18 protein-coding genes are annotated in these 24509 nt (G+C 69.4%); 15 read left to right on the top strand and 3 right to left on the bottom strand.

Annotated features, from left to right (window positions below):
* Nucleotides 1–10 precede the first annotated feature (10 nt).
* From coaE to ABC337_RS17515, 3 genes are all read left to right on the top strand, one after another.
* Nucleotides 11–1252, top strand: a complete 1242-nt coding sequence (gene coaE / locus ABC337_RS17525; RefSeq protein WP_412882885.1) for a dephospho-CoA kinase — start codon at nucleotides 11–13, stop codon at nucleotides 1250–1252.
* Nucleotides 1253–1292: 40 nt separating this feature from the next.
* A complete protein-coding gene (gene uvrB / locus ABC337_RS17520; protein ID WP_412882886.1) occupies nucleotides 1293–3380 on the top strand; it encodes an excinuclease ABC subunit UvrB in 2088 nt (695 codons plus the stop codon).
* A gap of 176 nt (nucleotides 3381–3556) precedes the next feature.
* Nucleotides 3557–4585, top strand: a complete 1029-nt coding sequence (locus ABC337_RS17515; RefSeq protein ID WP_412882887.1) for a TerC family protein — start codon at nucleotides 3557–3559, stop codon at nucleotides 4583–4585.
* A gap of 113 nt (nucleotides 4586–4698) precedes the next feature.
* On the opposite strand, the gene ABC337_RS17510 is transcribed toward ABC337_RS17515, so the two are convergent.
* From ABC337_RS17510 to ABC337_RS17500, 3 genes are all read right to left on the bottom strand, one after another.
* Nucleotides 4699–5964 carry an alpha/beta fold hydrolase gene (locus ABC337_RS17510; protein ID WP_412883259.1) on the bottom strand — a complete coding sequence of 422 codons (1266 nt, stop codon included), beginning with the start codon at nucleotides 5962–5964 and terminating at the stop codon, nucleotides 4699–4701.
* A gap of 97 nt (nucleotides 5965–6061) precedes the next feature.
* Complete coding sequence (locus tag ABC337_RS17505) at nucleotides 6062–6559, bottom strand: GNAT family N-acetyltransferase (protein ID WP_412882888.1); 498 nt, start codon at nucleotides 6557–6559, stop codon at nucleotides 6062–6064.
* A gap of 20 nt (nucleotides 6560–6579) precedes the next feature.
* Nucleotides 6580–9126 (bottom strand): DEAD/DEAH box helicase, encoded by a 2547-nt coding sequence (locus tag ABC337_RS17500; protein ID WP_412882889.1) that lies wholly within the window; start codon nucleotides 9124–9126, stop codon nucleotides 6580–6582.
* 179 nt (nucleotides 9127–9305) lie between these two features.
* Between ABC337_RS17500 and ABC337_RS17495 the strand changes: the two genes are divergently transcribed.
* From ABC337_RS17495 to ABC337_RS17440, 12 genes are all read left to right on the top strand, one after another.
* Complete coding sequence (locus ABC337_RS17495) at nucleotides 9306–9947, top strand: NADPH-dependent F420 reductase (protein WP_412882890.1); 642 nt, start codon at nucleotides 9306–9308, stop codon at nucleotides 9945–9947.
* Complete coding sequence (locus tag ABC337_RS17490; protein WP_412882891.1) at nucleotides 9948–10628, top strand: alpha/beta hydrolase; 681 nt, start codon at nucleotides 9948–9950, stop codon at nucleotides 10626–10628. It begins immediately after the preceding gene.
* Nucleotides 10629–10727: 99 nt separating this feature from the next.
* The gene (locus ABC337_RS17485; RefSeq protein ID WP_412882892.1) at nucleotides 10728–11516 is read left to right on the top strand and encodes a trans-aconitate 2-methyltransferase; all 789 of its coding nucleotides are present in this window, start codon (nucleotides 10728–10730) and stop codon (nucleotides 11514–11516) included.
* A 189-nt stretch (nucleotides 11517–11705) separates the two neighbouring features.
* Nucleotides 11706–13463, top strand: a complete 1758-nt coding sequence (locus ABC337_RS17480) for an ABC transporter ATP-binding protein (RefSeq protein WP_412882893.1) — start codon at nucleotides 11706–11708, stop codon at nucleotides 13461–13463.
* A gap of 113 nt (nucleotides 13464–13576) precedes the next feature.
* Nucleotides 13577–15298 (top strand): ABC transporter ATP-binding protein, encoded by a 1722-nt coding sequence (locus ABC337_RS17475; RefSeq protein ID WP_412883260.1) that lies wholly within the window; start codon nucleotides 13577–13579, stop codon nucleotides 15296–15298.
* Nucleotides 15295–15687, top strand: a complete 393-nt coding sequence (locus tag ABC337_RS17470; protein ID WP_412882894.1) for a GntR family transcriptional regulator — start codon at nucleotides 15295–15297, stop codon at nucleotides 15685–15687. The genes ABC337_RS17475 and ABC337_RS17470 overlap by 4 nt, the downstream gene beginning before the upstream one ends.
* Nucleotides 15688–15776: 89 nt before the next feature.
* Nucleotides 15777–18752, top strand: coding sequence for an excinuclease ABC subunit UvrA (gene uvrA / locus ABC337_RS17465; RefSeq protein ID WP_412893298.1), 2976 nt, complete (start codon nucleotides 15777–15779; stop codon nucleotides 18750–18752).
* Nucleotides 18753–18927: 175 nt separating this feature from the next.
* Nucleotides 18928–19650 (top strand): HAD hydrolase-like protein, encoded by a 723-nt coding sequence (locus ABC337_RS17460; protein ID WP_412882896.1) that lies wholly within the window; start codon nucleotides 18928–18930, stop codon nucleotides 19648–19650.
* Complete coding sequence (locus ABC337_RS17455; RefSeq protein ID WP_412882897.1) at nucleotides 19637–20305, top strand: lysophospholipid acyltransferase family protein; 669 nt, start codon at nucleotides 19637–19639, stop codon at nucleotides 20303–20305. Before ABC337_RS17460 ends, ABC337_RS17455 begins: the two co-directional genes overlap by 14 nt.
* Before the next feature lie 73 nt (nucleotides 20306–20378).
* A complete protein-coding gene (gene uvrC, locus ABC337_RS17450; RefSeq protein WP_412882898.1) occupies nucleotides 20379–22448 on the top strand; it encodes an excinuclease ABC subunit UvrC in 2070 nt (689 codons plus the stop codon).
* A 115-nt stretch (nucleotides 22449–22563) separates the two neighbouring features.
* Nucleotides 22564–23484: an RNase adapter RapZ gene (gene rapZ, locus ABC337_RS17445; protein WP_412882899.1), complete on the top strand. Its 921-nt coding sequence runs from the start codon at nucleotides 22564–22566 to the stop codon at nucleotides 23482–23484.
* On the top strand, nucleotides 23484–24503 hold the full coding sequence (locus ABC337_RS17440; RefSeq protein ID WP_412882900.1) for a gluconeogenesis factor YvcK family protein: 1020 nt from the start codon (nucleotides 23484–23486) through the stop codon (nucleotides 24501–24503). The genes rapZ and ABC337_RS17440 overlap by 1 nt, the downstream gene beginning before the upstream one ends.
* Nucleotides 24504–24509: the final 6 nt, after the last annotated feature.

The following is a 24509-nucleotide window of genomic DNA, read 5'->3' as shown; positions in this document are numbered from 1 at the left end:
GTCTTGAGGTGTGCTGAAGATCGGTTTGACCGGCGGGATCGCCTCGGGAAAGTCAGTGGTGGCCTCACGGCTGCGCGAGCTCGGCGCCGTCCTGGTCGACGCCGACGCGCTGGCCCGGGAAGTGGTGGAGCCGGGCACGCCGGGGCTCGCGAAGGTGGTGGAGGCGTTCAGCTCCGCGGTGCTGGGACCCGACGGGCGGCTGGACCGGCCCCGCCTTGGCGCCCTCGTGTTCGGCGATCCGGAACGGCTCGCCGTGCTCAACGGCATCATCCACCCCCTGGTTCGAGAGCGGGCGGCGGCCCTCACCGCCGCGGCCCCCGCCGGCGCAGTGCTGGTCCAGGACATCCCTCTGCTGGTGGAGACAGGGCAGGGCGCCCACTTCCACCTGGTGGTGGTGGTCGACGCTCCCGAACCGGTCCGGGTCCGGCGAATGGTGGAGCACCGGAAGATGACCGAGGAGCAGGCCCTCAGCCGGATCGCAGCCCAAGCCGGCCGGGAGGAACGCCTGGCCGCCGCCGACGTCGTGCTCGAAAACGCCGGCTCCAAGGACGAGCTCCGCGACGCCGTGGATCGGCTCTGGAAGTTCCGCCTCACCCCCTACGCGGAAAACCTCACCCGGCGCCGCGTGGCGGCCCGCACCGGGGGTCCCGCGCTGACCCCGGCCAACCCGGACTGGCCGGCGCAGGCCGCCCGGATCATCGCCCGGCTCCGGGTGGCGGCAGGGGAGGAGGCCCTGACGCTGGACCACGTGGGGTCCACCGCGGTGCCCGGCCTCGCTGCCAAGGACGTGCTGGACCTGCAGCTGGGCGTCGCGGACATGGCCGCCGCCGACCGGCTGGCAGCCGCCCTGACCGGTGCGGGCTTCCCGGTCTGGCCGGGCGTCCTCGCCGACCACCCCAAACCCGCGGACGCGGACCCCGCCCGGTGGGACAAGCGGCTGCACGGCAGCGCCGACCCCGGCCGGGCCGTGAACCTGCACCTCCGGGCCGCCGGCTCCCCGGGCTGGCGGTTCGCGCTGTGCTTCCGCGACTGGCTGCGCGACGACGACGGCGCCCGCGCGGCCTACCTCGCGGAGAAGCGCCGCGCCGCGCGGCTGCACGAGGTGGACCGGTCGACCGCCGGGTACGCCGCGGACAAGGAGAACTGGCTGACCGCGTACGCCGTTCCCCGGATGGAGGAGTGGGCGGCCCGCACCGGCTGGCAGCCGCCGTCGTACGGCCTCCCCGGGGGCGGCCGTACCGCCCAAAGCTGAATCCGCTGTTCCTGTCGGTGCCCGGCGGTAAATTAGATTCATGAGCCTTGCCCAGGAAATCAACCGTGTCGTGGCGCCCTTCGAAGTCATCAGCGAGTTCAAGCCCGCCGGTGACCAGCCCGCGGCGATCGCCGAACTCACCGAACGGATCAACAACGGCGAGAAGGACGTGGTGCTCCTGGGCGCCACCGGTACCGGTAAGAGCGCGACGACGGCCTGGCTGATCGAGCAGGTCCAGCGGCCCACCCTGGTGCTGGTCCAGAACAAGACCCTCGCCGCCCAGCTGGCCAACGAGTTCCGCGAACTGTTGCCCAACAACGCGGTGGAGTACTTCGTTTCGTACTACGACTACTACCAGCCCGAGGCCTACGTCGCCCAGACGGACACCTTCATCGAAAAAGACTCCTCCATCAACGAGGAGGTCGAACGGCTCCGGCACTCGGCCACCAACGCGCTGCTGACCCGTCGCGACGTCATCGTGGTCGCCACCGTCTCCTGCATCTACGGCCTCGGCACGCCGGAAGAGTACATCTCCGGGATGGTCACGCTCCGCCGGGGCGCCGAGATGAACCGCGACGACCTGCTGCGGAAGTTCGTCTCCATGCAGTACGCCCGCAACGACATGGACTTCCATCGCGGCACCTTCCGGGTCCGCGGCGATACCGTCGAGATCATCCCGATGTACGAGGAACTGGCCATCCGGATCGAGTTCTTCGGCGACGAGATCGAGAACATCCAGACCCTGCACCCGCTCACCGGCGAGGTGCTCCGCGACGAGGAGGAGATGTACGTCTTCCCCGCCTCGCACTACGTCGCCGGGCCGGAGCGGATGGGCCGCGCCATCAAGCGGATCGAGGACGAACTCGCCGACCGGCTCAAGGTCCTGGAGAGCCAGAACAAACTCGTCGAGGCACAGCGGCTGCGGATGCGCACCACCTACGACCTCGAAATGATGCAGCAAATGGGATTCTGCAACGGCATCGAGAACTACTCCGCCCACATCGACGGCCGTGAACCGGGCACCGCCCCGCACTGCCTCCTCGACTACTTCCCGGACGACTTCCTGCTGGTCATCGACGAATCCCACGTCACGGTGCCGCAGATCGGCGCCATGTACGAGGGAGACATGTCCCGCAAACGGAACCTGGTGGACTTCGGCTTCCGGCTGCCCTCCGCCATGGACAACCGGCCGCTGAAGTGGGACGAGTTCCTCGAACGCGTCGGCCAGACCGTGTACCTCTCCGCCACGCCGGGCAAGTACGAACTCGGCAAAGCGGACGGCTTCGTCCAGCAGATCATCCGCCCCACCGGCCTGATTGACCCCGAGGTGATCGTGAAGCCCACCAAGGGCCAGATCGACGACCTCCTCGGCGAGATCAAGACCCGCACCGCCAAGAACGAACGCGTCCTCGTCACGACGCTGACCAAGCGCATGGCCGAGGACCTCACCGACTACCTCGTGGGCCACGGCGTCAAGGTGGAGTACCTGCACTCCGACGTCGACACCCTGCGCCGCGTGGAGCTGCTGCGCGAGCTGCGGATGGGCGTGTTCGACGTCCTCGTCGGCATCAACCTGCTCCGTGAGGGCCTCGACCTGCCCGAGGTGTCCCTGGTCAGCATCCTGGACGCGGACAAGGAAGGCTTCCTCCGCTCAGCCACCTCGCTGATCCAGACTATCGGCCGCGCCGCGCGTAACGTCTCCGGCGAGGTGCACATGTACGCGGACAAGATCACCGACTCGATGGCGCAGGCCATCGACGAGACGAACCGCCGCCGCGCCATCCAGGTCGCCTACAACAAGGACCACGGCATCGACCCGCAGCCGCTGCGGAAAAAGATCGCCGACATCACGGACCAGCTGGCCAAGGAGGACGCGGACACCCGCGAACTGCTCGCCAGCGCCGGCAAGGGCAAGGGCAAGAACGGCGGCAAGGGCGGAGCGAAGGTCCGCGCCGACGGTCTCGCCGCGGCGCCCGCGGAGGACCTGGTGGGCCTGATCGAACAGCTCACCGAGCAGATGCACGCCGCCGCCGGCGAGCTGCAGTTCGAGCTCGCCGCCCGGCTCCGCGACGAGGTCGGCGACCTCAAGAAGGAGCTCCGGCAGATGCAGTCGGCAGGTCACGCCTGAGGTAAACTGGGAGGCACGTAGGGGAGTATCCCAAAGCGCTACGATCGTCAGCACGCATGGCACGGACGCCATGCCGGACGTAGCGGGCACCACACCAGATCCAGGAATCCGTTCCTGGCCGCTGTGGGGCCGGAGAGACTTACACCGCTGAGTCGTGCCCTCCGAAAGGTTTCTACGTGCCTGAACTTCCCCTCTGGTTTGAGATCGGCTCCTTCGTCGTTCTCGGCCTGATCCTTGCCATCGACCTGCTGCTGGTCCTCAAGCGACCGCACGAGCCGTCAATGAAGGAAGCCGGCCTCTGGGTCTCGTTTTACATTGGCCTGGCGCTACTGTTCGCCGGCGCCATGTTCCTCTTCACCGGCCCCGAGTACGGCGGCCAATTTATCGCCGGCTGGGTCACCGAGTACAGCCTGAGCATCGACAACCTGTTCGTCTTCATCATCATCATGGCGCGCTTCTCGGTGCCCCGGAAATACCAGCAGGAAGTCCTGATGGTGGGCATCATCATCGCCCTGATCCTGCGCGGCATCTTCATCATGCTCGGTGCGATCGTGATCGAGCAGTTCAGCTGGGTGTTCTACATCTTCGGCGCGTTCCTGCTCTGGACCGCCTGGAAGCAGGCACAGGACGAGGGTGAGGACGAAGAGGACCGGGAGAACCCGCTGATCGCGCGGATCCGCCGCGTCCTGCCGATGTCCGAGAAGTTCGACGGCGGCAAGATCCGCACCGTGGTGGACGGCAAGAAGGTTTTCACCCCCATGGTGATCGTCTTCGTCACCATCGGCCTGACCGACCTGCTGTTCGCGGTGGACTCCATCCCTGCGATCTTCGGCCTGACGCAGAGCGCGTTCATCGTCTTCACCGCCAACCTGTTCGCCCTGATGGGCCTGCGCCAGCTGTACTTCCTGCTGGGCGGCCTGATGACCCGGCTGGTCTACCTCAAGCACGCGCTCTCGGTGATCCTGGCCTTCATCGGCGTCAAGCTGGTCCTGCACGCCATGCACGTCAACGAGCTGCCCTTCATCAACGGCGGCCGGCACATTGAGTGGGCCCCGGAAATCCCCACCTTCGTCTCCCTCGGCGTCATCGTCGGCACGATCATCGTTGCCGTCGTCGCCAGCCTCTACAGCTCCAAGGCCACCACGGCCAAGCTGGACGCCCGGCTCGAGGAAGACTCCCGCAAGAGCCTCACCGACGCCGAATAGCGCCGGCTAGTACCGGCTAGCGCCGGTCGCGCAGGCAACAATGCCCGGGGAAGCGAACGCTTCCCCGGGCATTGTTGTCACAGGCTGGCTGTGCTGTGCGGTCTGGGGCGGTGTCAGGCCGTGCGGGTCCGCGCCATCCCCAGCAGGCGGCCGAAGATCGCCTCGCCGTCGTCGGCTATGCCGTCGTGGTGGAACTCGTCCGTCTCCCAGACCTGCAGCCCGCGCACCGCGCGGGCGGTTTCCAGCGACAGGTCCCGGTCCACATAGATGTCGTCGGTGTAGACGGCGGCCGCGACCGGCACCGTGGTGGCGGCCAGGCGGTCCAGGTCGTAGAGCGGCGCCCAGTCGTCCCTCTCCGCCAGCAGGGCGGCGACGGCGCGCAGCGGCTCCAGCGCCGGGTCCTGCTCGAAGTACCAGGGGTAGACCATCTCGCCGGTGAGCAACGGGGCCGGCACGTCCGGGCGGAACTCCGGGTGGTCCTGCAGCACCCGCAGCGCCGCCCAGTCCGTCGCCTCGCCCTGGCCGTAGATGGATTCGTGCATTAGCGCGTAGAGCGGGTTGGCGGCACGGGTGACCAGGCCGCGGACCTGCTCCAGGAAGGTGTCGGAGAGCCGGTCGCCGTCGGGAGTGGCGGTGAAGGCGTCCTCCAGCAGGTGGTGGAGGCCGTCCACGCGGGTGTTGCCGCCCAGGAAGGAACCCACCATCTGGAACCGCTCCACCGTCAAGGGGCTGCCGTCCGGCAACACCTCCGGCGTCTCCCGCAGGTGCCGGGCGATCCGGTTCACGGTCTCCCGGTCCTCCGGGTACCAGCCGAAGTATTCGGTGTTGCGGGCGGCGGCCCGGCGGAACGTGGCCTGGTAGACCCGGTCCGCGGGACCGGTGAGTGGAGCGAGGCCGCCGGTGATCAGCACCTCGCGGAGACCCTCGGGGGCGAAGGACAGGTAGGTCAGGGCGCAGAAGCCGCCGTAGCTCTGCCCGTAGATGGTCCACGGGGCCGCGCCCAGGGTCCGGCGGATGGCCTCGGCGTCGGCCACGATCGAGTCGGCGCGGAAGTGGGTGAGGTACTCGGCTTGGTCCCGCTCGCTGCCCCGCAGCGGCAGGGTGTGCCGGTCCGCGGGGGAGGACAGGCCGGTGCCGCGCTGGTCCAGCATGAGGATCCGGAAGTCCTTGGCCGCGGCCTTGCTCCAGCCGCCCAGGGACGGGAACCGGTTGCCGCGGCCGCCGGGGCCGCCCTGCAGGAAGAGCAGCCAGGGAAGATCCTGCGCCTGCTCTTCGGTGTGGTCGGCGGAGACGTACTCCCGGGCGAAGACCGTGATGGTCTCGCCCGCGGGATCCGCGTGGTCCAGGGGGACCTCGAAGTAGTGTTCGGTGGTGCGCATCCCCCGGTAGTTGTGCCGGCCCTTGACCACGTGCGGGACGGAGCCGGACTCGAGGACGGGCAGCGGGGCGTGAGCGGCGGGCGCCGGGGCCACGGTGTCAGCCACGGGCCGCCTCCGCGCGGGAACCGAACGCTGCCAGGGCGTCGCCGGTGAGCCGGAAGGTGGACCATTCGTCCATCGGCGCCGCGCCGAGGTTCTTGTAGAAGGCGATGGAGGGCTCGTTCCAGTCCAGGACACTCCACTCCACCCGGGCGTAGCCGCGTTCGACGGCGGTAGCGGCCAGGTGCTGCAGCAGGGCCTTGCCGTGCCCGGCGCCGCGGGCTTCCGGCTTGACGTACAGGTCCTCGAGGTAGATCCCGTGGACGCCCTCCCAGGTGGAGTAGTTCAGGAACCACAAGGCGAATCCCTGGACCTCGCCCGCCTCGTTCTCGGCCATGGTGGCGAAGACCCGCGGGTTCTCCCCGAACAGCACTCCGGCCAGCATGTCCGGGGTGTTCCGGACCGCGTCCGGCTCCTTTTCGTAGATGGCCAGGTCGTGGATCATCTGCAGGATGGCGGGGACGTCGGAGGCGGCCGCGGGCCGGATTACAGTCATGGACTGCAGTTTACTAGCGGCTACAGACGGTTAACGTCGGTCACCCGCACCACCGCGCTGCCGGCCTCGTCGGAGGCGGCGAGGTCCACCTCGGCGGAGATGCCCCAGTCGTGGTTGCCTTCCGGATCGTCGAAGATCTGCCGGACCTTCCAGCGGCCCGGCTCCTCGGTGATGATCAGCAGCCCGGGTCCGCGTGCGTCCGGCCCGGTGCCGATGTCATTGTGTTCGTCGAAGTAGTCGTCCAGGGCGTCTTCCCAGCGCTCGGCGTCCCAGCCGGCGGCGCCGTCGAGCGCCCCGAGGTCGGTGGCGGCCTCGTCCGCGAACAGCTCGACGCGGCGGAACATCTCGTTCCGCACCATCACCCGGAAGGCCCGGACGTTGGATGTCAGCGACGGCGGCGGGGGTGGGGGAGCGTCGTGCGGGGTGGGCGCGGCGCCGGAGGTGAGTTCCTCCCATTCGTCCAGCAGGCTGGAGTCGACCTGCCGGACCAGCTCGCCGAGCCACGCGATCAGGTCCTCGAGGTCTTCGCGCAGGGCGTCCTGCGGCACGGTCTGGCGGAGCGCCTTGAAGCCGTCCGCCAGGTAGCGGAGCACGATCCCCTCGGAGCGGGCCAGGCCGTAGAACTGGACGAATTCGCCGAAGTTCATGGCCCGTTCATACATGTCGCGGATGACGGACTTGGGCGCGAGTTCGAAGTCGCCGATCCAGGGCGCGGCCTTGCGGTAGACGTCGAACGCCTCGCCGAGGATCTCCGCCAGGGGCTGCGGGTAGGTGACCTCCTCCAGCATGGCCATCCGCTGGTCGTAGTCGATCCCGTCCGCCTTCATCGCGGCGACCGCCTCGCCGCGGGCCTTCTTCTGCTGGGCGGAGAGGATCTGCCGCGGCTTCTCCAGCGTCGACTCGATCACCGAGACGACGTCCAGGGCGTACGACGCCGACTCCGGGTCCAGCAGGTCCAGCGCCGCCAGGGCGAAGGGGGAGAGCGGCTGGTTGAGGGCGAAGTTGGCCTGCAGATGCACGGTCAGCCGGACCGACCGGCCGTCCGGGCCCTGCTCGGCGGCCGGGATCCGCTCGACGACGCCCGCCGCCAGGAGTTCGCGGTAGATGCCGAGGGCGCGCTTCATCAGCTTCAGCTGGGCCGGCCTCGTTTCGTGGTTCTCGGTCAGCAGCCGGCGGGCGGCCTGGAAGGGATCGCCGGGGCGTTCCATCAGGTTCATCAGCATCGCGTGCGTGACAGTGAAGCTGGAGACCAGGGGATCCGGCACGGACTCGACCAGCCGCTGGAAGGTCGGCTCACCCCAGGACACGAAGCCCTCGGGCGGTTTCTTCTTGACCACCTGGCGGAGCTTCTTCTGGTCGTCGCCGAACTTGGCCGTGGCCTTGGCCATTGCCTTGACGTTCTCGATGACGTGCTCGGGCGCCTGGACCACCACGGTGCCGGCGGTGTCGTAGCCTGCGCGGCCCGCGCGTCCGGCGATCTGATGGAATTCGCGGGAGTTCAGCAGGCGGGTGCGGACGCCGTCGTACTTGCTCAGGGCGGTGAGCAGCACGGTGCGGATGGGCACGTTGATGCCCACGCCGAGGGTGTCCGTACCGCAGATGACCTTCAGCAGCCCGGCCTGCGCCAGCTGCTCGACGAGGCGGCGGTACTTGGGCAGCATGCCCGCGTGGTGGACGCCGATGCCGTGCCGGACCAGCCGGTTCAGGGTCTTGCCGAACCCGGGCGCGAACCGGAAGCCGGCGATGAGTTCGGCGATCCGGTCCTTTTCCTCCCGGGTGCAGACGTTGATGCTCATCAGCGTCTGGGCCCGGTCGATCGCCTCCAGCTGGCTGAAGTGCACCACGTACACCGGAACCTGCTTCGTGGAGAGCAACTCCTCCAGGGTCTCGTGCACCGGGCTCTGCTGGTAATAGAAGTGCAGGGGGATGGGCCGCTCCGCGGAGCTGACCGTGGTGGTGGGGCGGCCGGTCAGGTCGGTGATGCCGGTTTCGAAGCGGCTGACGTCGCCGAGGGTCGCGGACATCAGCAGGAACTGGGCCTGCGGCAGTTCCAGCAGCGGCACCTGCCAGGCCCAGCCGCGCTGGGGGTCCGAATAGAAGTGGAACTCGTCCATGATCACGGAGCCGAGGTCGGCGGTGGAACCCTCCCGGAGGGCGATGTTGGCCAGGATTTCGGCCGTGCAGCAGATGATCGGGGCGTCCTGGTTGACGCCGGAGTCGCCGGTGATCATGCCGACGTTCTCGGCGCCGAAGATGTCGCAGAGCGCGAAGAACTTCTCGGATACCAGGGCCTTGATCGGGGCGGTGTAGTAGCTGCGCTGTCCGCGGGCCATCGCCTGGTAGTGGGCGGCAATCGCAACCAGCGATTTACCCGAACCGGTCGGGGTGGCGAGGATGACGTTGGCGCCGGACGCCAGCTCCATGACGGCCTCGTCCTGGGCCGGGTAGAGGGCGATACCGCGGCTCTCCGTCCACTCGACGAAGCGGGTGTACAGCTCGTCCGGGTCCACACCCGCGCCGCCTGAAACGCGGGCGGCCGGGGCGGGGAGTTGATCTACGAGTTTCATTGCCTTCCAGCTTAGTGCCGCGGCCGTCAGGCAGGATTCCGCGCGGTCCGCCGCAAACACTTGAACATTCAACTGAAGCGGAGTACGTTTAGTTGTAGCTTCAACTTATAGATTAGATCCCGGCAGAACAGAACCCCATGAAAAACCTCCTGGCACGCCTCTTTGGAAAGAAGAACCCCATGACTGACATCACCATCATCGGCAACGGCTCCATGGCCCGTGGCATTGCCACCCGCGCCCTCGCCGCCGGCCGCACCGTCGAAATCCTTGGCCAGGACGCGGACAAGGCCCGGACGCTGGCCGGTGAACTCGGCGCCGGCGTCGGCCACGGCAGCATCGGCAGCACCCCGGCCGGCGGCCTTGTCATCCTCGCGGTTCCGTTCGACGCCGCCAAGGCCGTCGTGGAGACCTATGGCGCCGCCCTGGCCGGCAAGGTCATCGTGGACATCACGAACCCCGTCAACTTCGAGACCTTCGACTCCCTCGTGGTCGCCCCGGGCAGCTCCGCGGCCGAGGAAATTGCCGCACTGGCCCCCGCCGGAGCGTCCGTCGTCAAGGCCTTCAACACCACCTTCGCCGGAACCCTCATGACCGGCCAGTCCGCCGGGCAGCCGCTGGACGTCTTCATCGCCGGCGACGATGGGGCGGCCACCGCCGCCGTCGCCGGCTTCGTGAGCGATGCGGGCATGCGGCCCCTCGCCGTCGGCCCGCTCAAGCGCGCCCGCGAACTCGAGGGCTTCCAGTTCGTCCTCATGACCATGCAGGCCAGCCCCGCATTCCCCGACTTCACCTGGGACACCGGCCTGAAGGTGACGAAGTAAATGACGGACACCTATCCGGCGCCGGCGGTGGCAACCGCCGGGTCAGCCGACCCGGAGGCTCCCCTGGTGGTCCTGCTGCACGGCCGGGGATCGAACGAACGCGACATCCTGGGCCTGGCCGGAGCGCTGCCCGAGGGCGCCGCCTATGCCGCCGTGCGGGCCCCCATCGCCGAGGGCGGCGGGTATGCCTGGTTCGCCAACCGCAGCATCGGACGTCCGGTGGCCGAATCCCTGGCCGGGACCATGGCCTGGTTCCGGACGTGGCTGGACGGGGCCGCCCCGGCCGGCCGCCCCGTGGTGCTGGTGGGCTTCAGCGGCGGCGCCGCCTTCGCCGGCGGGCTGCTGCTCTCCGACCCGGGCCGCTATGCCGGCGCGGCCATCCTCTACGGCACGCTGCCCTTCGACGCCGGAGTCCCCGTGACCCCGGGCCTGCTCGCCGGGACGCCCGTCTTCGTCGCCCAGGGCGAACAGGACCGGGTGATCCCCGCCGAACTGCTCGACCGCACCCGGCGGTACCTGCTGGGCGAATCATCCGCGGCCACCCGCTCCCGGCGGGACCCGGGCGGCCACGGCCTCTCGGCCCGGACCCTGACGGAGCTGGGCTCCTGGATCGAGGAACTCGTGGCGGGCGCCGCGCGGACAGCGGACCGTGATGCCCCGGAGGCCCCCGCCCGGGCTTAGGCTTCCCCTGAAAGAGCACCGCGGGTAATAGAGCACGGCGGTGAAAGAACACTGCGGTGAGAGAACACCGCGGTGAAAGAATTGCGAGGCGGGGAACTCATGAAGTGGGATGCGGCCAAATATGAACAGTTCGGCGACCACCGGGATCGGCCCTTCTTCGACCTGACCGGGCGGATCCGGGCCGAGGAGCCGCGGCAGGTGGTGGACCTCGGCTGCGGACCGGGCAATCTGACGGCCGCTCTTGCCGCCCGCTGGCCCGGAGCCGATGTGGTGGGGATCGACTCCTCACCGGAGATGCTGGAAGGTGCCACGGCGCTGGCCGGCGGCGGCCTCCGCTTCGAGCAGGCCGACATCGCCGGTTGGCAGCCCGGCCCCGAAACCGACGTCGTGGTCACCAACGCGGCCCTGCAATGGGTCCCGGGCCACCGCGGGCTGCTGAAGGAGTGGCTGGCCGCACTCCGGCCCGGGGCGTGGTTCGCCCTCCAGGTCCCGGGCAACTTCGACGCGCCCTCGCATGCGCTGATGCGTTCCCTGGCCGGGACGGGGGAGTGGGCCGAGCCGCTCGCCGGTGTCCTCCGGCACGACGACGTCGTCGGCCAGCCCGCCGATTACCTGAAGCTGATGCTCGATGCCGGTTGCGACGCGGACGTCTGGGAAACCACCTACCTCCAGGTGCTCCAGGGTCCGGACGCCGTCCTGGAATGGGTCCGCGGCACCGGACTGCGGCCGGTCCTCGACGCACTCGACGGCCCGGACGCCAAACGCTTTGGGGCGCAGTACGGCGCGATGCTCCGTGAGGCCTACCCGCGGGGGCCGCACGGGACGGTCTTCGAGTTCCGCAGGGTCTTCGCCGTCGCCCGCAAGCGCGGCGGCTCCCTCGTCGATTGACGGATGTGACACGCCGCGTGACAACTTCCGGTGAGTCGTAGGCATACAATGACAAAGCGGTCTGGGGGCGGCCGCTTGACTCTCCGCTTCCGGGTACCGTTCCGCCGCCAGGCCGGGGACGGTACCGGCCCGGCGGGCGACGGCTACGACGTCCGCCATCACGCTGCGTGACCCGACGTTGGAGGTTCTATGCTGTTTGCCCTGATCAGACGGGCGCTGGCTGCGCATCGGGGCGCGGTCGCGGCCATCATCGGGCTCCAGTTGCTCCAGACCACCGCCAACCTGCTCCTTCCCACCCTGAATGCGGCGATCATCGACCAGGGCATCGTCGCCGGCGATACCCCGGCCATCCCGCGCCTGGGAGCCATCATGGCCGCCGTCGCCGCGGTGCAGGTGGTCACGGCCCTCGCCGCCGGCTACCTCGGCGCCGTCGTCGCCATGCGGGTCGCCCGGGACCTGCGCAGCGACCTCTTCGCCACCGTGCAGACCCTCTCCTCGCAGGACATCGCCGGCTTCGGCGCGTCCAGCCTAGTCACCCGGGCCACCAACGACGTCGTCCAGATCCAGAACCTGACCCTGCTGGTCCTGACCATGCTGGTGGCGGCGCCCGCCAGCTTCGTCGGCGGCATCGTGCTGGCCGTCCACCAGGACGTGGCGCTCTCCGGCATCGTGGTTGCCGTCATCCCGCTCCTGGCCGCGATTATGTTCCTGATCGTCCGCCGGCTGATCCCGCTGTACCGGGCCGGCCAGCAGCTCATCGACCGGGCCGGCCGGACGCTGCGGGAGCAGATCATCGGCGCCAACGTGATCCGCAGCTTCGTGCGGCAGGAGTACGAGATGCGGCGCTTCGCCGCGGTCAACCGGGACCTCACCCGCAACAACCTGGATTCGGCGCTGTTGGTGGCCGGAATGAATCCGCTGATCATGATCGTGGTGAATCTGTCCTCGGTGGCGGTCGTCTGGTTCGGCGGGCATCGGATCGCCGCCGGGCAGATGAAGGTGGGCGCACTGGCCGCGTTCATCGCCTACATCCTGCAGATCATGATCGCGATTGTTATGGCTATGTACGTGTTCACGACGGCGCCCCGGGCTGCCGTCTGCGCCGAACGGATCCAGGCGGTGCTGGACACCGAACCGTCCATCGCCGACCCCGGCACCGCCGCCGTCACCGCAGCAGTCCGGACGGCCGAACCCCGTGCCGCCGCCGGGACGGTCGAGTTCCGCGACGTCGCCTTCGCCTATCCCGGGGCCGAGAAGCCCGTGCTCTCCGGGATCAGCTTCACGGCCCGCCCCGGCACCACCACCGCGGTCATCGGCGCCACCGGCAGCGGAAAGACCACGCTGGTGAACCTGCTGCCACGATTCCTGGACCCGACGCACGGCACCATCTCCCTGGGCGGGGTGGACATTGCCACGTTGCCGCTGGACCAGCTGCGAGGCAGGATTTCGCTGGTGCCCCAGCACTCCCACCTCTTCGGCGGAAGCGTGGCGCGGAACCTCCGGGTGGGCGGCCCCGACGCCACCGACGCCGAACTCTGGGAGGCGCTGGAGTCCGCGCAGGCCGACGTCTTCGTCCGCGAAGTCGACGGCGGCCTCGACGCCCAGCTGAGCCAGGGCGGAGCCAACCTCTCCGGCGGCCAGCGGCAGCGGCTCTGCATCGCCCGGGCCCTGCTTCGCCACGCCGACGTCTACCTCTTCGACGACAGCTTCTCGGCCCTGGACTACGGCACCGACCAACGGCTGCGCCGCGCCCTGCAACCCCTGCTGGCGGACGCCACCGTGCTGGTGGTGGCCGAACGGGTGGCCAGCATCGTGGACGCGGACACCATCCTGGTGCTGGAGGAGGGGCGGGTCACCGCGCAGGGCAGCCACGACGCGCTGCTGGCCGGCTCCGCGGCGTACCGGGACATCGCCGCCTCCCAGCTGATCCTGGCGGACAGCCTGTGACCGCCGCCGGCGCCGACACGTCCGAAACCGACACGGCCGTCACGCCGCCACCCCCGCCGCGGCGGCGGACCGCCGCCCGGCTGCTCGGACTGCTCCGGCCCATGCGGCTCAGGATGGCCGGTGTCGTCGCGGCGACCTGCGGCTTCGCCGCCCTGAACGTCGCCGCACCGAAGTACCTGGGCGACGCCACCGACATCGTGGTCCGCGGCGTCATGGGCCGGGGCTTCGACGAGGCGCACCTGGGCCGGCTGCTGCTGGCGGTGGCGCTGATGTACCTCGGCGCCTCCCTCTTCAGCTGGATTCAGGGCGCCCTCACCGCCACCGCCGTGCAGCGGCTCAGCTACGGCCTCCGGGCCGCCGTCGAACGCAAGATCCACGTCCTGCCCTCCGCCCACTTCGAGGGCCAGCACCGCGGCGACGTGCTGAGCCGGGCCACCAACGACGTCGACAACGTCTCCCAGTCCCTGAACCAGCTGCTCAACCAGCTGATCATGTCCGTCCTGATGCTCATCGGCGCGCTGACCATGATGATCTGGCTCTCGCCGCTGCTGGCGCTCATTGCCCTCGTCTCCGTGCCGGTGTCCACCCTGGTTACCGTCCTGGTGGCACGCCGGTCGCAGGCGCACTTCGGCGAACAGTGGAGCAGCACCGGCGCCGTCCAGGCCCACCTCGAGGAATTCTTCTCCGGGCACGAGGTGGTCAAGGCCTTCGGCCGCCAAGAGGCCGCCGCAACCGTCTTCCGCGCGGGGAACGAGCGGCTCTACCGGGCCGCCTCCAGCGCCCAGTACCTCTCCGGCATGGTGCAGCCGCTCATGCTGTTCGTGGCGAACCTCAACTACATCGCCGTCGCCGTCATCGGGGCCCTGCAGGTGGCCGCGGGGACCATGAGCATCGGCGGAGTCCAGGCCTTCATCCAGTTCAGCCGGCTCTTCAGCCAGCCGATGGGGCAGATCGGCGGCATGCTCACCCTGATCCAGTCCTGCCTGGCGTCCGCCGGGCGCGTCTTCGCCCTGCTCGACGCGGACGAAATCCCCGTCGATACCGCCGACGGCGCCAACACCGCCCTTCCCGCGGGACGGATCCGCTTCGAGGGGGTCAGCTTCGGCTACCGCCCCGACGCACCGGTGGTCCGCGACCTCAGCTTCATGGCCGAACCCGGCCAGACGGTGGCGATCGTCGGCCACACCGGGGCCGGGAAGACCACAGTGGTCAACCTCCTGATGCGCTTCTACGAGCCCGACGCCGGCCGTATCACCATCGACGGCGTAGACATCGCGGAACTGCCCCGGGACGTCCTCCGTGCGGGCATCGGCACCGTCCTGCAGGACGCTTGGCTCTTCACCGGCACCATCCGGGACAACATCGAGTACGGCCGGCCAGGCGCCTCCGACGCGGACGTCATCGCCGCCGCGCAAGCCAGCCACGTCGACCAGTTCGTCCGCGCCCTCCCGGACGGGTACGCCACCGTGCTCGGCAACGACGGCGGCTCGCTCAGCCGCGGCCAGCGCCAGTTGATTTCGATCGCCCGCACCCACCTGGCCGGCGGCAGCATCCTCGTCCTGGACGAGGCCACCAGCTCCGTAGACAGCCGGACCGAACTGCAGATCCGGGAGGCGATGGCACGGCTCCGGGAGGACCGGACAAGCTTCGTGATTGCCCACCGCTTGTCCACCGTCCGGGACGCTGATCTAATTCTCGTCATGGACCAAGGACGCATCGTTGAGCAGGGCACCCACCAGGAACTGACCGAGCGGGGAGGCCACTACGCCGCGCTGTGCCGTGCCCAGTTCGCCGGGCTGCAGGCCGCCGAGGACGCCCTGGAGTCCGGCCGGTGACCCCTCCGTCCGCCGGCACGGCCTCCTTCCCGGGCACCTGGAAGCCCAGCACCGCCAGTTCCGTCCCCCTGTTCGAGCAGCTGCGGCTGAACATCATCGAACGGGCCGACGACGGCACGCTTGCCCCCGGAACCCGGCTCCCCGCCGTCCGCAGCCTGGCCGCCGAGCTGGGCGTCGCGCCGCACACCGTGGCCCGCGCCTACAAGGAACTTGAGGCCGCCGGCATCGTCAGTACCCAGGGCCGCAACGGCACGGTGGTCTGCGCGCGGGACGAGGCCTGGGGGTCCCTCGCCGAGTCCGCCGCCGACTACGCCGCCGCCGCCCGGGCCAAGGGCGCCAGCTTCGCCGAGGCCGTCCAGCTGCTCGCCGCCGCCTACGACCGCCACTGACCGGCGCCGAGCGGCCCCTGATCGGCGTGCCCTAGCACACGCCCCGCCCGAATAGCGATTCGAAGAAGTTTTCGATTAGCATGGTAAGCGTGCCTAAAGCCGTAGCTGAAGAACCCGCCGTCGTTATCCAGCCTGACGCCACCGCGCCGGAGCCCGGAAAAACCGTGTCCCGGACCGAAGGAAAGACGGCCCGGACGGCCACCGCGGTGCCGGAACGGCCCGACCTGTCCCGCCTGGTGGTCAAGGGCGCCCGCGAGCACAACCTGCGCAATGTGGACCTGGACCTGCCGCGCGACGCGATGATCGTCTTTACCGGCCTCTCCGGATCCGGCAAGTCCTCCCTGGCGTTCGACACCATCTTCGCCGAGGGCCAGCGCCGCTACGTCGAGTCGCTCTCCGCCTATGCCCGGCAGTTCCTCGGCCAGGTGGACAAGCCCGACGTCGACTTCATCGAGGGCCTCTCGCCCGCGGTCTCGATCGACCAGAAGTCCACCAGCAAGAACCCCCGCTCCACCGTGGGCACCATCACCGAGATCTACGACTACATGCGCCTGCTCTGGGCCCGTGTGGGGCGCCCGCACTGCCCCGTTTGCGGCGAGCCCGTCACCAAGCAGACCCCGCAGCAGATCGTCGACCAGCTGCAGGAACTGCCCGAAGGAACCCGGTTCCAGGTCCTCGCGCCAGTGGTCCGCGGCCGCAAGGGCGAATTCGTCGAGCTCTTCAAGGAGCTCAGCGCCAAGGGCTACTCCCGTGCCCGGGTGGATGACAAGCTGGTGCAGCTCAGCGACCCGCCCAAGCTGGGCAAGCAGTTCAAGCACACCATCGAGGTGGTGGTGGACCGCCTGGTGGTCAAGGAAGGCATCCGCCAGCGCCTGACCGACTCGGTGGAGACCGCCCTGGGGCTCGCCGAGGGCCGAGTCCTGGCCGAGTTCGTGGACCTTGACGCCGACGATCCCGAGCGGATCCGCGCGTTCTCCGAGCACCTCGCCTGCCCCAATGAGCACCCCCTCGCCCTGGACGAGATCGAGCCCCGTTCCTTCTCCTTCAACAACCCGTTCGGCGCCTGCTCCGTCTGCAGCGGCATCGGCACCCGGCTCGAGGTGGACGAGGAACTCCTGGTTCCCAACCCGGAGCTGTCCCTCGCCGAGGGCGCGATCGCTCCCTGGTCTCTGGGCGCCGCCACCACCAAGTACTGGGTCCGGCTCCTCAGCGGCCTCGCCAAGGACGTCGGCTTCTCGATGACCACCCCGTGGGAGAAGCTCTCCAGGGACGCCCGCCAGACCGTGCTGCACGGCAAGGACCACAAGGTGGTCGTGCAGTACCGCAACCGCTTCGGCCGGGAACGCAAGTACAGCACCGGCTTCGAGGGCGTCGTGCAGTACGTGCACCGCAAGCACACCGAGACGGATTCCGACTCGGCCCGCGACCGCTACGAAGAATACATGCGGCAGGTCCCGTGCCCGGCCTGCAACGGCGCGCGCCTGAACCCGGCGTCGCTGTCCGTGCTGATCAACGGCAAGTCCATCGCCGAGGTCGCCGCCCTGCCGATGCGCGAGTGCGCCCACTTCCTGGACACCCTGGTGCTCACCGGCCGCGAGGCCCAGATCGCCAACCAGGTGCTCAAGGAGATCCAGGCCCGCCTGACCTTCCTGCTCGACGTCGGCCTCGAATACCTGAACCTGGAACGCTCCTCCGGCACCCTGTCCGGCGGCGAGGCCCAGCGCATCCGGCTGGCCACCCAGATCGGCTCCGGCCTGGTGGGCGTGCTCTACGTCCTCGACGAGCCCTCGATCGGCCTGCACCAGCGAGACAACCGCCGCCTCATCGAAACCCTCACACGGCTCCGGGACCTCGGCAACACCCTGATCGTGGTCGAACACGACGAGGACACCATCCACGAGGCCGACTGGGTGGTGGACATCGGACCGGGCGCCGGCGAGCACGGCGGCAAGGTGGTCCACTCCGGCTCCTACCAGGACCTGCTGAAGAACACCGAGTCCCTCACCGGCGACTACCTCTCCGGCCGGAAGTCCATCGCGGTGCCGAAGAAGCGCCGCAAGTACGACAAGAAGCGCGAGCTAAAGGTCGTCGGGGCCAAGGAAAACAACCTCCTCAACGTGGACGCGTCCTTCCCGCTGGGGCTCTTCACCGCCGTAACCGGCGTGAGCGGCTCCGGCAAGTCCACGCTGGTCAACGAGATCCTCTACAAGGTCCTCGCCACCAAGCTCAACGGCGCCAAGCAGGTGGCCGGCCGGCACAAGAGCGTCCAGGGCCTGGAGCACCTGGACAAGGTGGTCCACGTCGACCAGAGCCCCATCGGCCGCACGCCCCGGTCCAACCCGGCCACCTACACCGGCGTCTTCGACCACATCCGGAAGCTCTTCGCCGAGACCACGGAGGCCAAGGTCCGTGGCTACCTGCCCGGCCGGTTCTCCTTCAACGTCAAGGGCGGCCGCTGCGAGGCGTGCTCCGGCGACGGCACCCTGAAGATCGAGATGAACTTCCTGCCGGACGTCTACGTCCCCTGCGAGGTCTGCCACGGCGCCCGCTACAACCGGGAAACGCTCGAGGTCCATTACAAGGGCAAGACCATCGCGGACGTGCTGAACATGCCGATCGAGGAGGGCGCCGAGTTCTTTGCCGCGTTCTCGCCGATCGCCCGGCACCTGCGCACCCTGGTCGACGTCGGCCTCGGGTACGTGCGGCTGGGCCAGCCCGCCACCACCCTCTCCGGTGGCGAGGCGCAGCGCGTCAAGCTCGCCGCGGAACTGCAGAAGCGCTCCAACGGCCGCAGCGTCTACGTACTGGACGAGCCGACCACCGGGCTGCACTTCGAGGACATCCGAAAGCTCCTCATGGTGCTGCAGGGCCTCGTGGACAAGGGCAACACCGTGATCACCATCGAGCACAACCTCGACGTGATCAAGAGCGCGGACTGGATCGTGGACCTGGGCCCCGACGGCGGCTCCGGCGGCGGGCGGATCGTCGCCTCCGGCACCCCGGAACAGGTCGCCAAGTCCAAGGACAGCCACACCGCGGCGTTCCTCGCCGAAATCCTCGGCTAGCAGCGGCGGGCCCTGGCGGCTGGCGCTACGCACATGCCCTGTCGCACCCGGAATACCGGGCGCGACAGGGCATGTGCGCGTCGCAGGGCGATCACAGCGGCGACCGGCGATCAGTTTCCCGTTCGTTTGGACGAATTTCGGCCTTCCGGGCCCTCGTGAGAAACTAAGGCCCGTGATGCCTACCCCCGTGCCCGTGATCTTCGACCTGGACGGCACCCTGGTGGACCCGGCGGGCGGCATCACCGGAGGCATCGCCGCCGCGCTGCGGCAACTCGGAATGCCCGTTCCGGCGCCCGCCGACCTGGACGCGATGGTAGGGCCCAAGCTCAGCCACTCCCTGCTGGAGATCGCCGGCGTCCCCGCCGAGCGTCTCGACGACGTCATCCGGCTCTACCGGGCGCACTACCTCGCCGAGGGCATCGCCCGCAGCCGGGTCTACGACGGGATCCGCGAACTGCTGGAGACCTTCGCCGCCGACGGCCGGTCCGCAGCCGTCGCCACCCAGAAACCCGAGCACCTGGCCCGGATTGTCCTGGACCACCACGGCCTGACCGATCTGTTCCACACCATTAGGGGCTCCGCCGCGGACGAGTCCGCCGCCGCGCATGGGCCGGCCGGGAAGGCCGGGATCGTCGGCGCCGCCCTCGCCGACCTCGGCACCGGGCACGCCGTCATGGTGGGGGACCGGGCCCAGGACGTCGCCGGAGCGGCTGCCAACGGTCTGGAGTGCATCGGGGTAGGGTGGGGTTTTGCGCTCGACGGCGAACTCGCCGGGGCGGGCGCGGTGGCGGTCGTGCACAGCACCTCCGACCTAACCGACACGATTACCCGGCTGGACGCCGTCCGGACCGGTGCCCTGCAGGCCCTGAACGAGGTGCACACCGATGGCAATGTTTGACGCGATCCGCTGGACCACGCGGGGGCTGGTCAGCTCGACCTGCCGCCCCACGGTCATCGGACTCGAGAACGTCCCCACCACGGGGCCGTTCATCGTGGCGCCGAACCATCTCTCCTTCCTGGACAGCGTCATCGTCCAGGCCCTCATGCCGCGGCCGGTGGCGTTCTTCGCCAAGGCCGAATACTTCACCACCAGCGGCGTCAAGGGCCGCCTGATGAAGGGCTTCTTCGAGGCCGTCGGTTCCATCCCGGTGGAGCGCGGTGAGCAGGCCGCCAGCGTGCAGGCACTGAAAACGCTGCTGGACATCCTCGAGGCCGGCACGGGCATCGGCATCTACCCCGAGGGCACCCGCTCGCGCGACGGCATCCTCTACCGCGGCCGCACCGGCGTCGGCTGGCTCGCCCTGACCACTGGAGCCCCGGTCATCCCGGTGGGCCTGATCGGCACCGAGAACCTGCAGCCGGCGGACAGCAACAAGGTCCGCCCGCAGCACTTCACCATGAAGGTGGGGGAGCCGCTCTACTTCGAGAAGACCGGCCCGGACCACTCGCTCCCCGCCCGGCGCCAGGTCACGGACAAGATCATGGACGCCATCGCCGAGCTGAGCGGCCAGGAACGCGCCACCACCTACAACCAGAGCAAAACCGTCGAGTAGCGCAAACCCCAGCTGCGGGGGTGCGGCTTGCCCCGATGCGGGGGTGGGGCGTACCGCTCAGTAGAATGAACTAGTGGCACATCCAGCGAGTTACCGCCCCAAGACCGGGGAAATCCCCACCAATCCGGGCGTCTACCGTTTCCGGGACCCGCACGGCCGGGTCATCTACGTCGGCAAGGCCAAGAACCTCCGCTCCCGGCTGAACTCGTACTTCGCCAACCCCGCGGGCCTGCTGCCCAAGACCCACGCCATGGTGCACACCGCCAGTAGCGTGGAGTGGACGGTGGTCGGCAGCGAACTGGAATCCTTGCAGCTCGAATACACCTGGATCAAGGAATTCAAGCCGCGGTTCAACGTCATGTTCCGCGACGACAAGAGCTACCCCTACCTCGCGGTCACCATGTCGGAAAAGTACCCGCGCGTGCAGGTGATGCGCGGCGACCGGCGCAAGGGCACCCGCTACTTCGGCCCGTACACGGCCGGCGCCATCCGCGACACCATGGACACGCTGCTGCGCGTCTTCCCGGTCCGCAGCTGCAGCCCCGGGGTGTTCAAACGCGCCGAGGCCAGCGGCCGGCCCTGCCTGCTCGGCTACATCGACAAGTGTTCCGCGCCCTGCGTCGGCCGCATCTCCCCGGAGGACCACCGGGTCCTGGCCGAGGACTTCTGCGCCTTCATGGGCGGCGAGGCCAAGCGCTTCGTCTCCCGGCTGGAAAAGGACATGGCCGCCGCGGTGGCCGAACTGGACTACGAGCTGGCGGCCCGGGTGCGCGACGACATCGTCGCCCTGAAAAAGGTCTTCGAACGCAACGCCGTCGTCCTCGCCGAGGACACCGACGCCGACGTCTTCGCCCTCTACGAGGACGAACTGGAGGCGGCGGTTCAGGTCTTCCACGTCCGCGGCGGCCGGATCCGCGGCCAGCGCGGCTGGGTAGTGGAAAAAGTGGAGGACTCCACCACCCCGGACCTCGTCGAACACCTCCTGCAGCAGGTCTACGGCGCGGAGGGCGAAGTCCAAGGCCGGCTCCCGCGTGAGGTCCTGGTCCCCGCCGAACCCAGCAACGCCGAGGAGCTCGCGCAGTGGCTCAGCGGACTGCGCGGCGCCCGGGTGGACATCCGGGTTCCGCAGCGCGGGGACAAGGCCACGCTGCTCTCCACAGTCCGGGACAACGCCGAACACGCCCTCAAGCTGCACAAGTCCCGCCGCGCCGGCGACCTGACCATGCGGTCCCAGGCGCTGAACGAACTCCAGGAGGCGCTGGACCTGCCGGTGGCGCTGCTGCGGATCGAATGCTTTGACATCTCGCACGTCCAGGGCACCAACGTGGTCGGCTCCATGGTGGTGGTCGAGGACGGCCTGCCGAAGAAGTCGGACTACCGCAAGTTCTCCGTCACCGGCCCCGCCGCCAACGACGACACCGCGGCCATGCACGACGTCCTGACCCGCCGCTTCCGCAACTACCTGCAGGAGCAGGCCGCCACCCCCGGCTCGGACGTGGAGCCCGGCGCCGGTCCGCTGGCGGCCGCCCAGGCCGCCGCCGTCGCCCCCGCCGCCGGTGCCCCGTCCGCCGGAGCCCCTTCAACCACCACCGGCTCCGGCCCGGTCACCGACACCACGACGCCGGCGCCCAAGGCGAAGTTCGCCTACCCGCCCAACCTCGTCGTCGTCGACGGCGGCAAGCCCCAGGTGAACGCCGCCGCCAAGGCCCTCGCCGACCTCGGCATCCATGACGTCTATGTGGTGGGCCTGGCCAAGCGGCTCGAAGAGGTGTGGCTGCCGGACAGCGACTTCCCGGTCATCCTGCCCCGCGCCTCCGCCGGGCTCTACCTGCTGCAGCGGATCCGCGACGAGGCCCACCGCTTCGCCATCACCTTCCACCGGCAAAAGCGCGGCAAGGCCATGACCGTCTCCGTGCTCGACGGCGTGCCCGGCCTCGGCGAATCCAAGCGCAAGGCCCTGCTGAACCAGTTCGGCTCGGTCAAGAGCATCAAGGCCGCCAGCGTCGAGGAGCTCACCGCGGCCAAGGGCATCGGCCCCGCGCTGGCCGCCGCGATCGTGAAGCATTTCGACGCCGGCGACGGCGGGGACGAACCCGCCGCGCCCGCGATCAACATGACGACCGGCGAAATCCTGGAAACTTAGCCCGCACCGGCAAACTTGGCTAGGGTTAGAGGCTGATGCACGACGCGCGGCCGGCAGCACTTGCCCCGCGCGCCGTGCCGACGGCAGAGCAGACAGCAGAGATGGGGCACGACCGATGACAGAGTCACCTGCGGGAACCGGAGCAGAGGACGACCTGACCCCGGTGAAACCCGTCGAGGCGGAGCTGCTGGTGGTCACCGGCATGTCCGGCGCCGGGCGCAGCACCGCCTCCGACGCGCTTGAGGACCATGGCTGGTACGTGGTGGAGAACCTTCCGCCGCAGATGCTCGGAACCCTCGCGGAGCTGGTCTCGCACGCCCCGGGGTCCATCTCCAAGCTCGCCGTCGTGGTCGACGTCCGCAGCAAGGACCTGTTCGCGGACATCCGCGCCGCGCTGCGCAACCTCGAGGCCAGCGGCGTGACCTTCCGCGTGCTGTTCCTCGACGCCAGCGACGACGTCCTGGTCCGCCGCTTCGAACAGGGCCGCAGGCCGCACCCGCTGCAGGGCGGCGGCCGGATCCTCGACGGCATTGCCGCCGAACGGGAACTGCTCCGCGAACTGCGCGAGTCCTCCGACATCGTCCTGGACACCTCCCCGCTGAATGTCCATGGCCTCGCCACCGCCATCACCGAACTCTTCAGCGAGACCGGCCCCGTGGCGCTGCGCCTGAACGTCATGAGCTTCGGCTTCAAGTACGGGCTGCCGGTGGACGCGAACTTCGTCGCCGACGCCCGCTTCATCCCCAACCCGCACTGGGTCCCGCAGCTGCGCCCGCACACCGGGCTGGACAAGGACGTCAGCGACTACGTGCTGGAAGCCGAGGGCGTCAGCAACTTCGTGGAACGCTACGTGCTGGCCCTGGAACCGGTCCTGGACGGCTACCGGCGCGAGAACAAGCACTACGCCACGATCGCCGTCGGTTGCACCGGCGGCAAGCACCGCTCCGTCGCCGTTGCCGTCGAACTTTCCCGCCGGCTGGCCCAGTACCCCCGGGTCACGGTCACCACGACCCACCGGGATCTGGGCCGCGAATAATGGCGCTCCTCACCGGCCCCCTGCCCCTGGTCCCGGCCGCCAGCGCCGCCTCCGCCGGCCAGCAGGACAAGGGCCCCTCGGTCGTCGCGCTCGGCGGCGGCCACGGGCTGGCCGCCTCGCTCTCCGCGCTGCGCCTGCTGACCTCCGAACTCACCGCGATCGTCACGGTCGCGGACGACGGCGGCTCCTCCGGGCGGCTGCGCGAGGAGTACGGCGTGCTGCCCCCCGGAGACTTGCGGATGGCGCTCTCCGCCCTGTGCGATGACACCGACTGGGGCCGGACCTGGCGCGACGTCATGCAGCACCGCTTCAAGCCCGGCCGCGGCACGGGCGGCTCGCTCGACGAACACGCCATGGGCAACCTGCTGATCGTGACCCTCTGGGAACTCCTCGGCGACACGGTCGCCGGGCTGCAGTGGGCCGGGGCCCTGCTCGGCGCCCGCGGCCAGGTGCTGCCGATGTCCACCACCCCGCTGACCATCGAGGGCCAGGCCCGGGTCCCGGGACCGGACGGCACCCCCGTCCTGGAAACCATCCGCGGCCAGGCCCGCTGCGCCGTCGCCGGCACCCTCGAGGCCGTGAGGCTGCTGCCGGAGGCGGCCCCCGCCTGCGTCGAGGCGCTCACCGCGATCGAGCTCGCGGACTGGGTGGTCCTGGGCCCCGGGTCCTGGTACACCTCCGTGCTGCCGCACCTGCTGCTGCCGGAGATGCGCACCGCGCTCTGCAACACCGAGGCCCGGCGCTGCCTGACCATGAACCTGGCAACCAACACCAAGGAAACCGCCGGCATGTCCGCCGCGGACCACCTCCGGGTGCTGCGGGACTACGCGCCCGACTTCACCGTCGACGTCGTTCTCGCCGACCCTGCCTCCGTGCCGGACGTCGCCGACTTCGAACGGGCGGCCGCGATGCTCGGGGCCGAGGTGGTCTTGGGTAAGGTTAGGGCGTCGAGCCGCCGGCCCGTGCATGATCCGCTGCGCCTAGCGACGGCGTACCACGACATTTTTGGAAACAGGTAGGAAGGT

Origin of the sequence: Arthrobacter phoenicis (assembly GCF_047238215.1) — a bacterium.
In the GTDB taxonomy this organism is placed as follows: Bacteria; Actinomycetota; Actinomycetes; order Actinomycetales; family Micrococcaceae; genus Arthrobacter.
This window is presented reverse-complemented; position numbering and strand designations above follow the sequence as displayed.

Coding starts and splice junctions, on each gene's coding strand:
- uvrB (WP_412882886.1), top strand. CDS start 1,293: ATGAGCCTTGCCCAGGAAATCAACCGTGTCGTGGCGCCCTTCGAAGTC.
- ABC337_RS17510 (WP_412883259.1), bottom strand. CDS start 5,964: ATGCGCACCACCGAACACTACTTCGAGGTCCCCCTGGACCACGCGGAT.
- ABC337_RS17505 (WP_412882888.1), bottom strand. CDS start 6,559: ATGACTGTAATCCGGCCCGCGGCCGCCTCCGACGTCCCCGCCATCCTG.
- ABC337_RS17500 (WP_412882889.1), bottom strand. CDS start 9,126: ATGAAACTCGTAGATCAACTCCCCGCCCCGGCCGCCCGCGTTTCAGGC.
- ABC337_RS17495 (WP_412882890.1), top strand. CDS start 9,306: ATGACTGACATCACCATCATCGGCAACGGCTCCATGGCCCGTGGCATT.
- ABC337_RS17490 (WP_412882891.1), top strand. CDS start 9,948: ATGACGGACACCTATCCGGCGCCGGCGGTGGCAACCGCCGGGTCAGCC.
- ABC337_RS17485 (WP_412882892.1), top strand. CDS start 10,728: ATGAAGTGGGATGCGGCCAAATATGAACAGTTCGGCGACCACCGGGAT.
- ABC337_RS17480 (WP_412882893.1), top strand. CDS start 11,706: ATGCTGTTTGCCCTGATCAGACGGGCGCTGGCTGCGCATCGGGGCGCG.
- ABC337_RS17475 (WP_412883260.1), top strand. CDS start 13,577: ATGGCCGGTGTCGTCGCGGCGACCTGCGGCTTCGCCGCCCTGAACGTC.
- ABC337_RS17460 (WP_412882896.1), top strand. CDS start 18,928: ATGCCTACCCCCGTGCCCGTGATCTTCGACCTGGACGGCACCCTGGTG.
- ABC337_RS17455 (WP_412882897.1), top strand. CDS start 19,637: ATGGCAATGTTTGACGCGATCCGCTGGACCACGCGGGGGCTGGTCAGC.
- rapZ (WP_412882899.1), top strand. CDS start 22,564: ATGACAGAGTCACCTGCGGGAACCGGAGCAGAGGACGACCTGACCCCG.
- ABC337_RS17440 (WP_412882900.1), top strand. CDS start 23,484: ATGGCGCTCCTCACCGGCCCCCTGCCCCTGGTCCCGGCCGCCAGCGCC.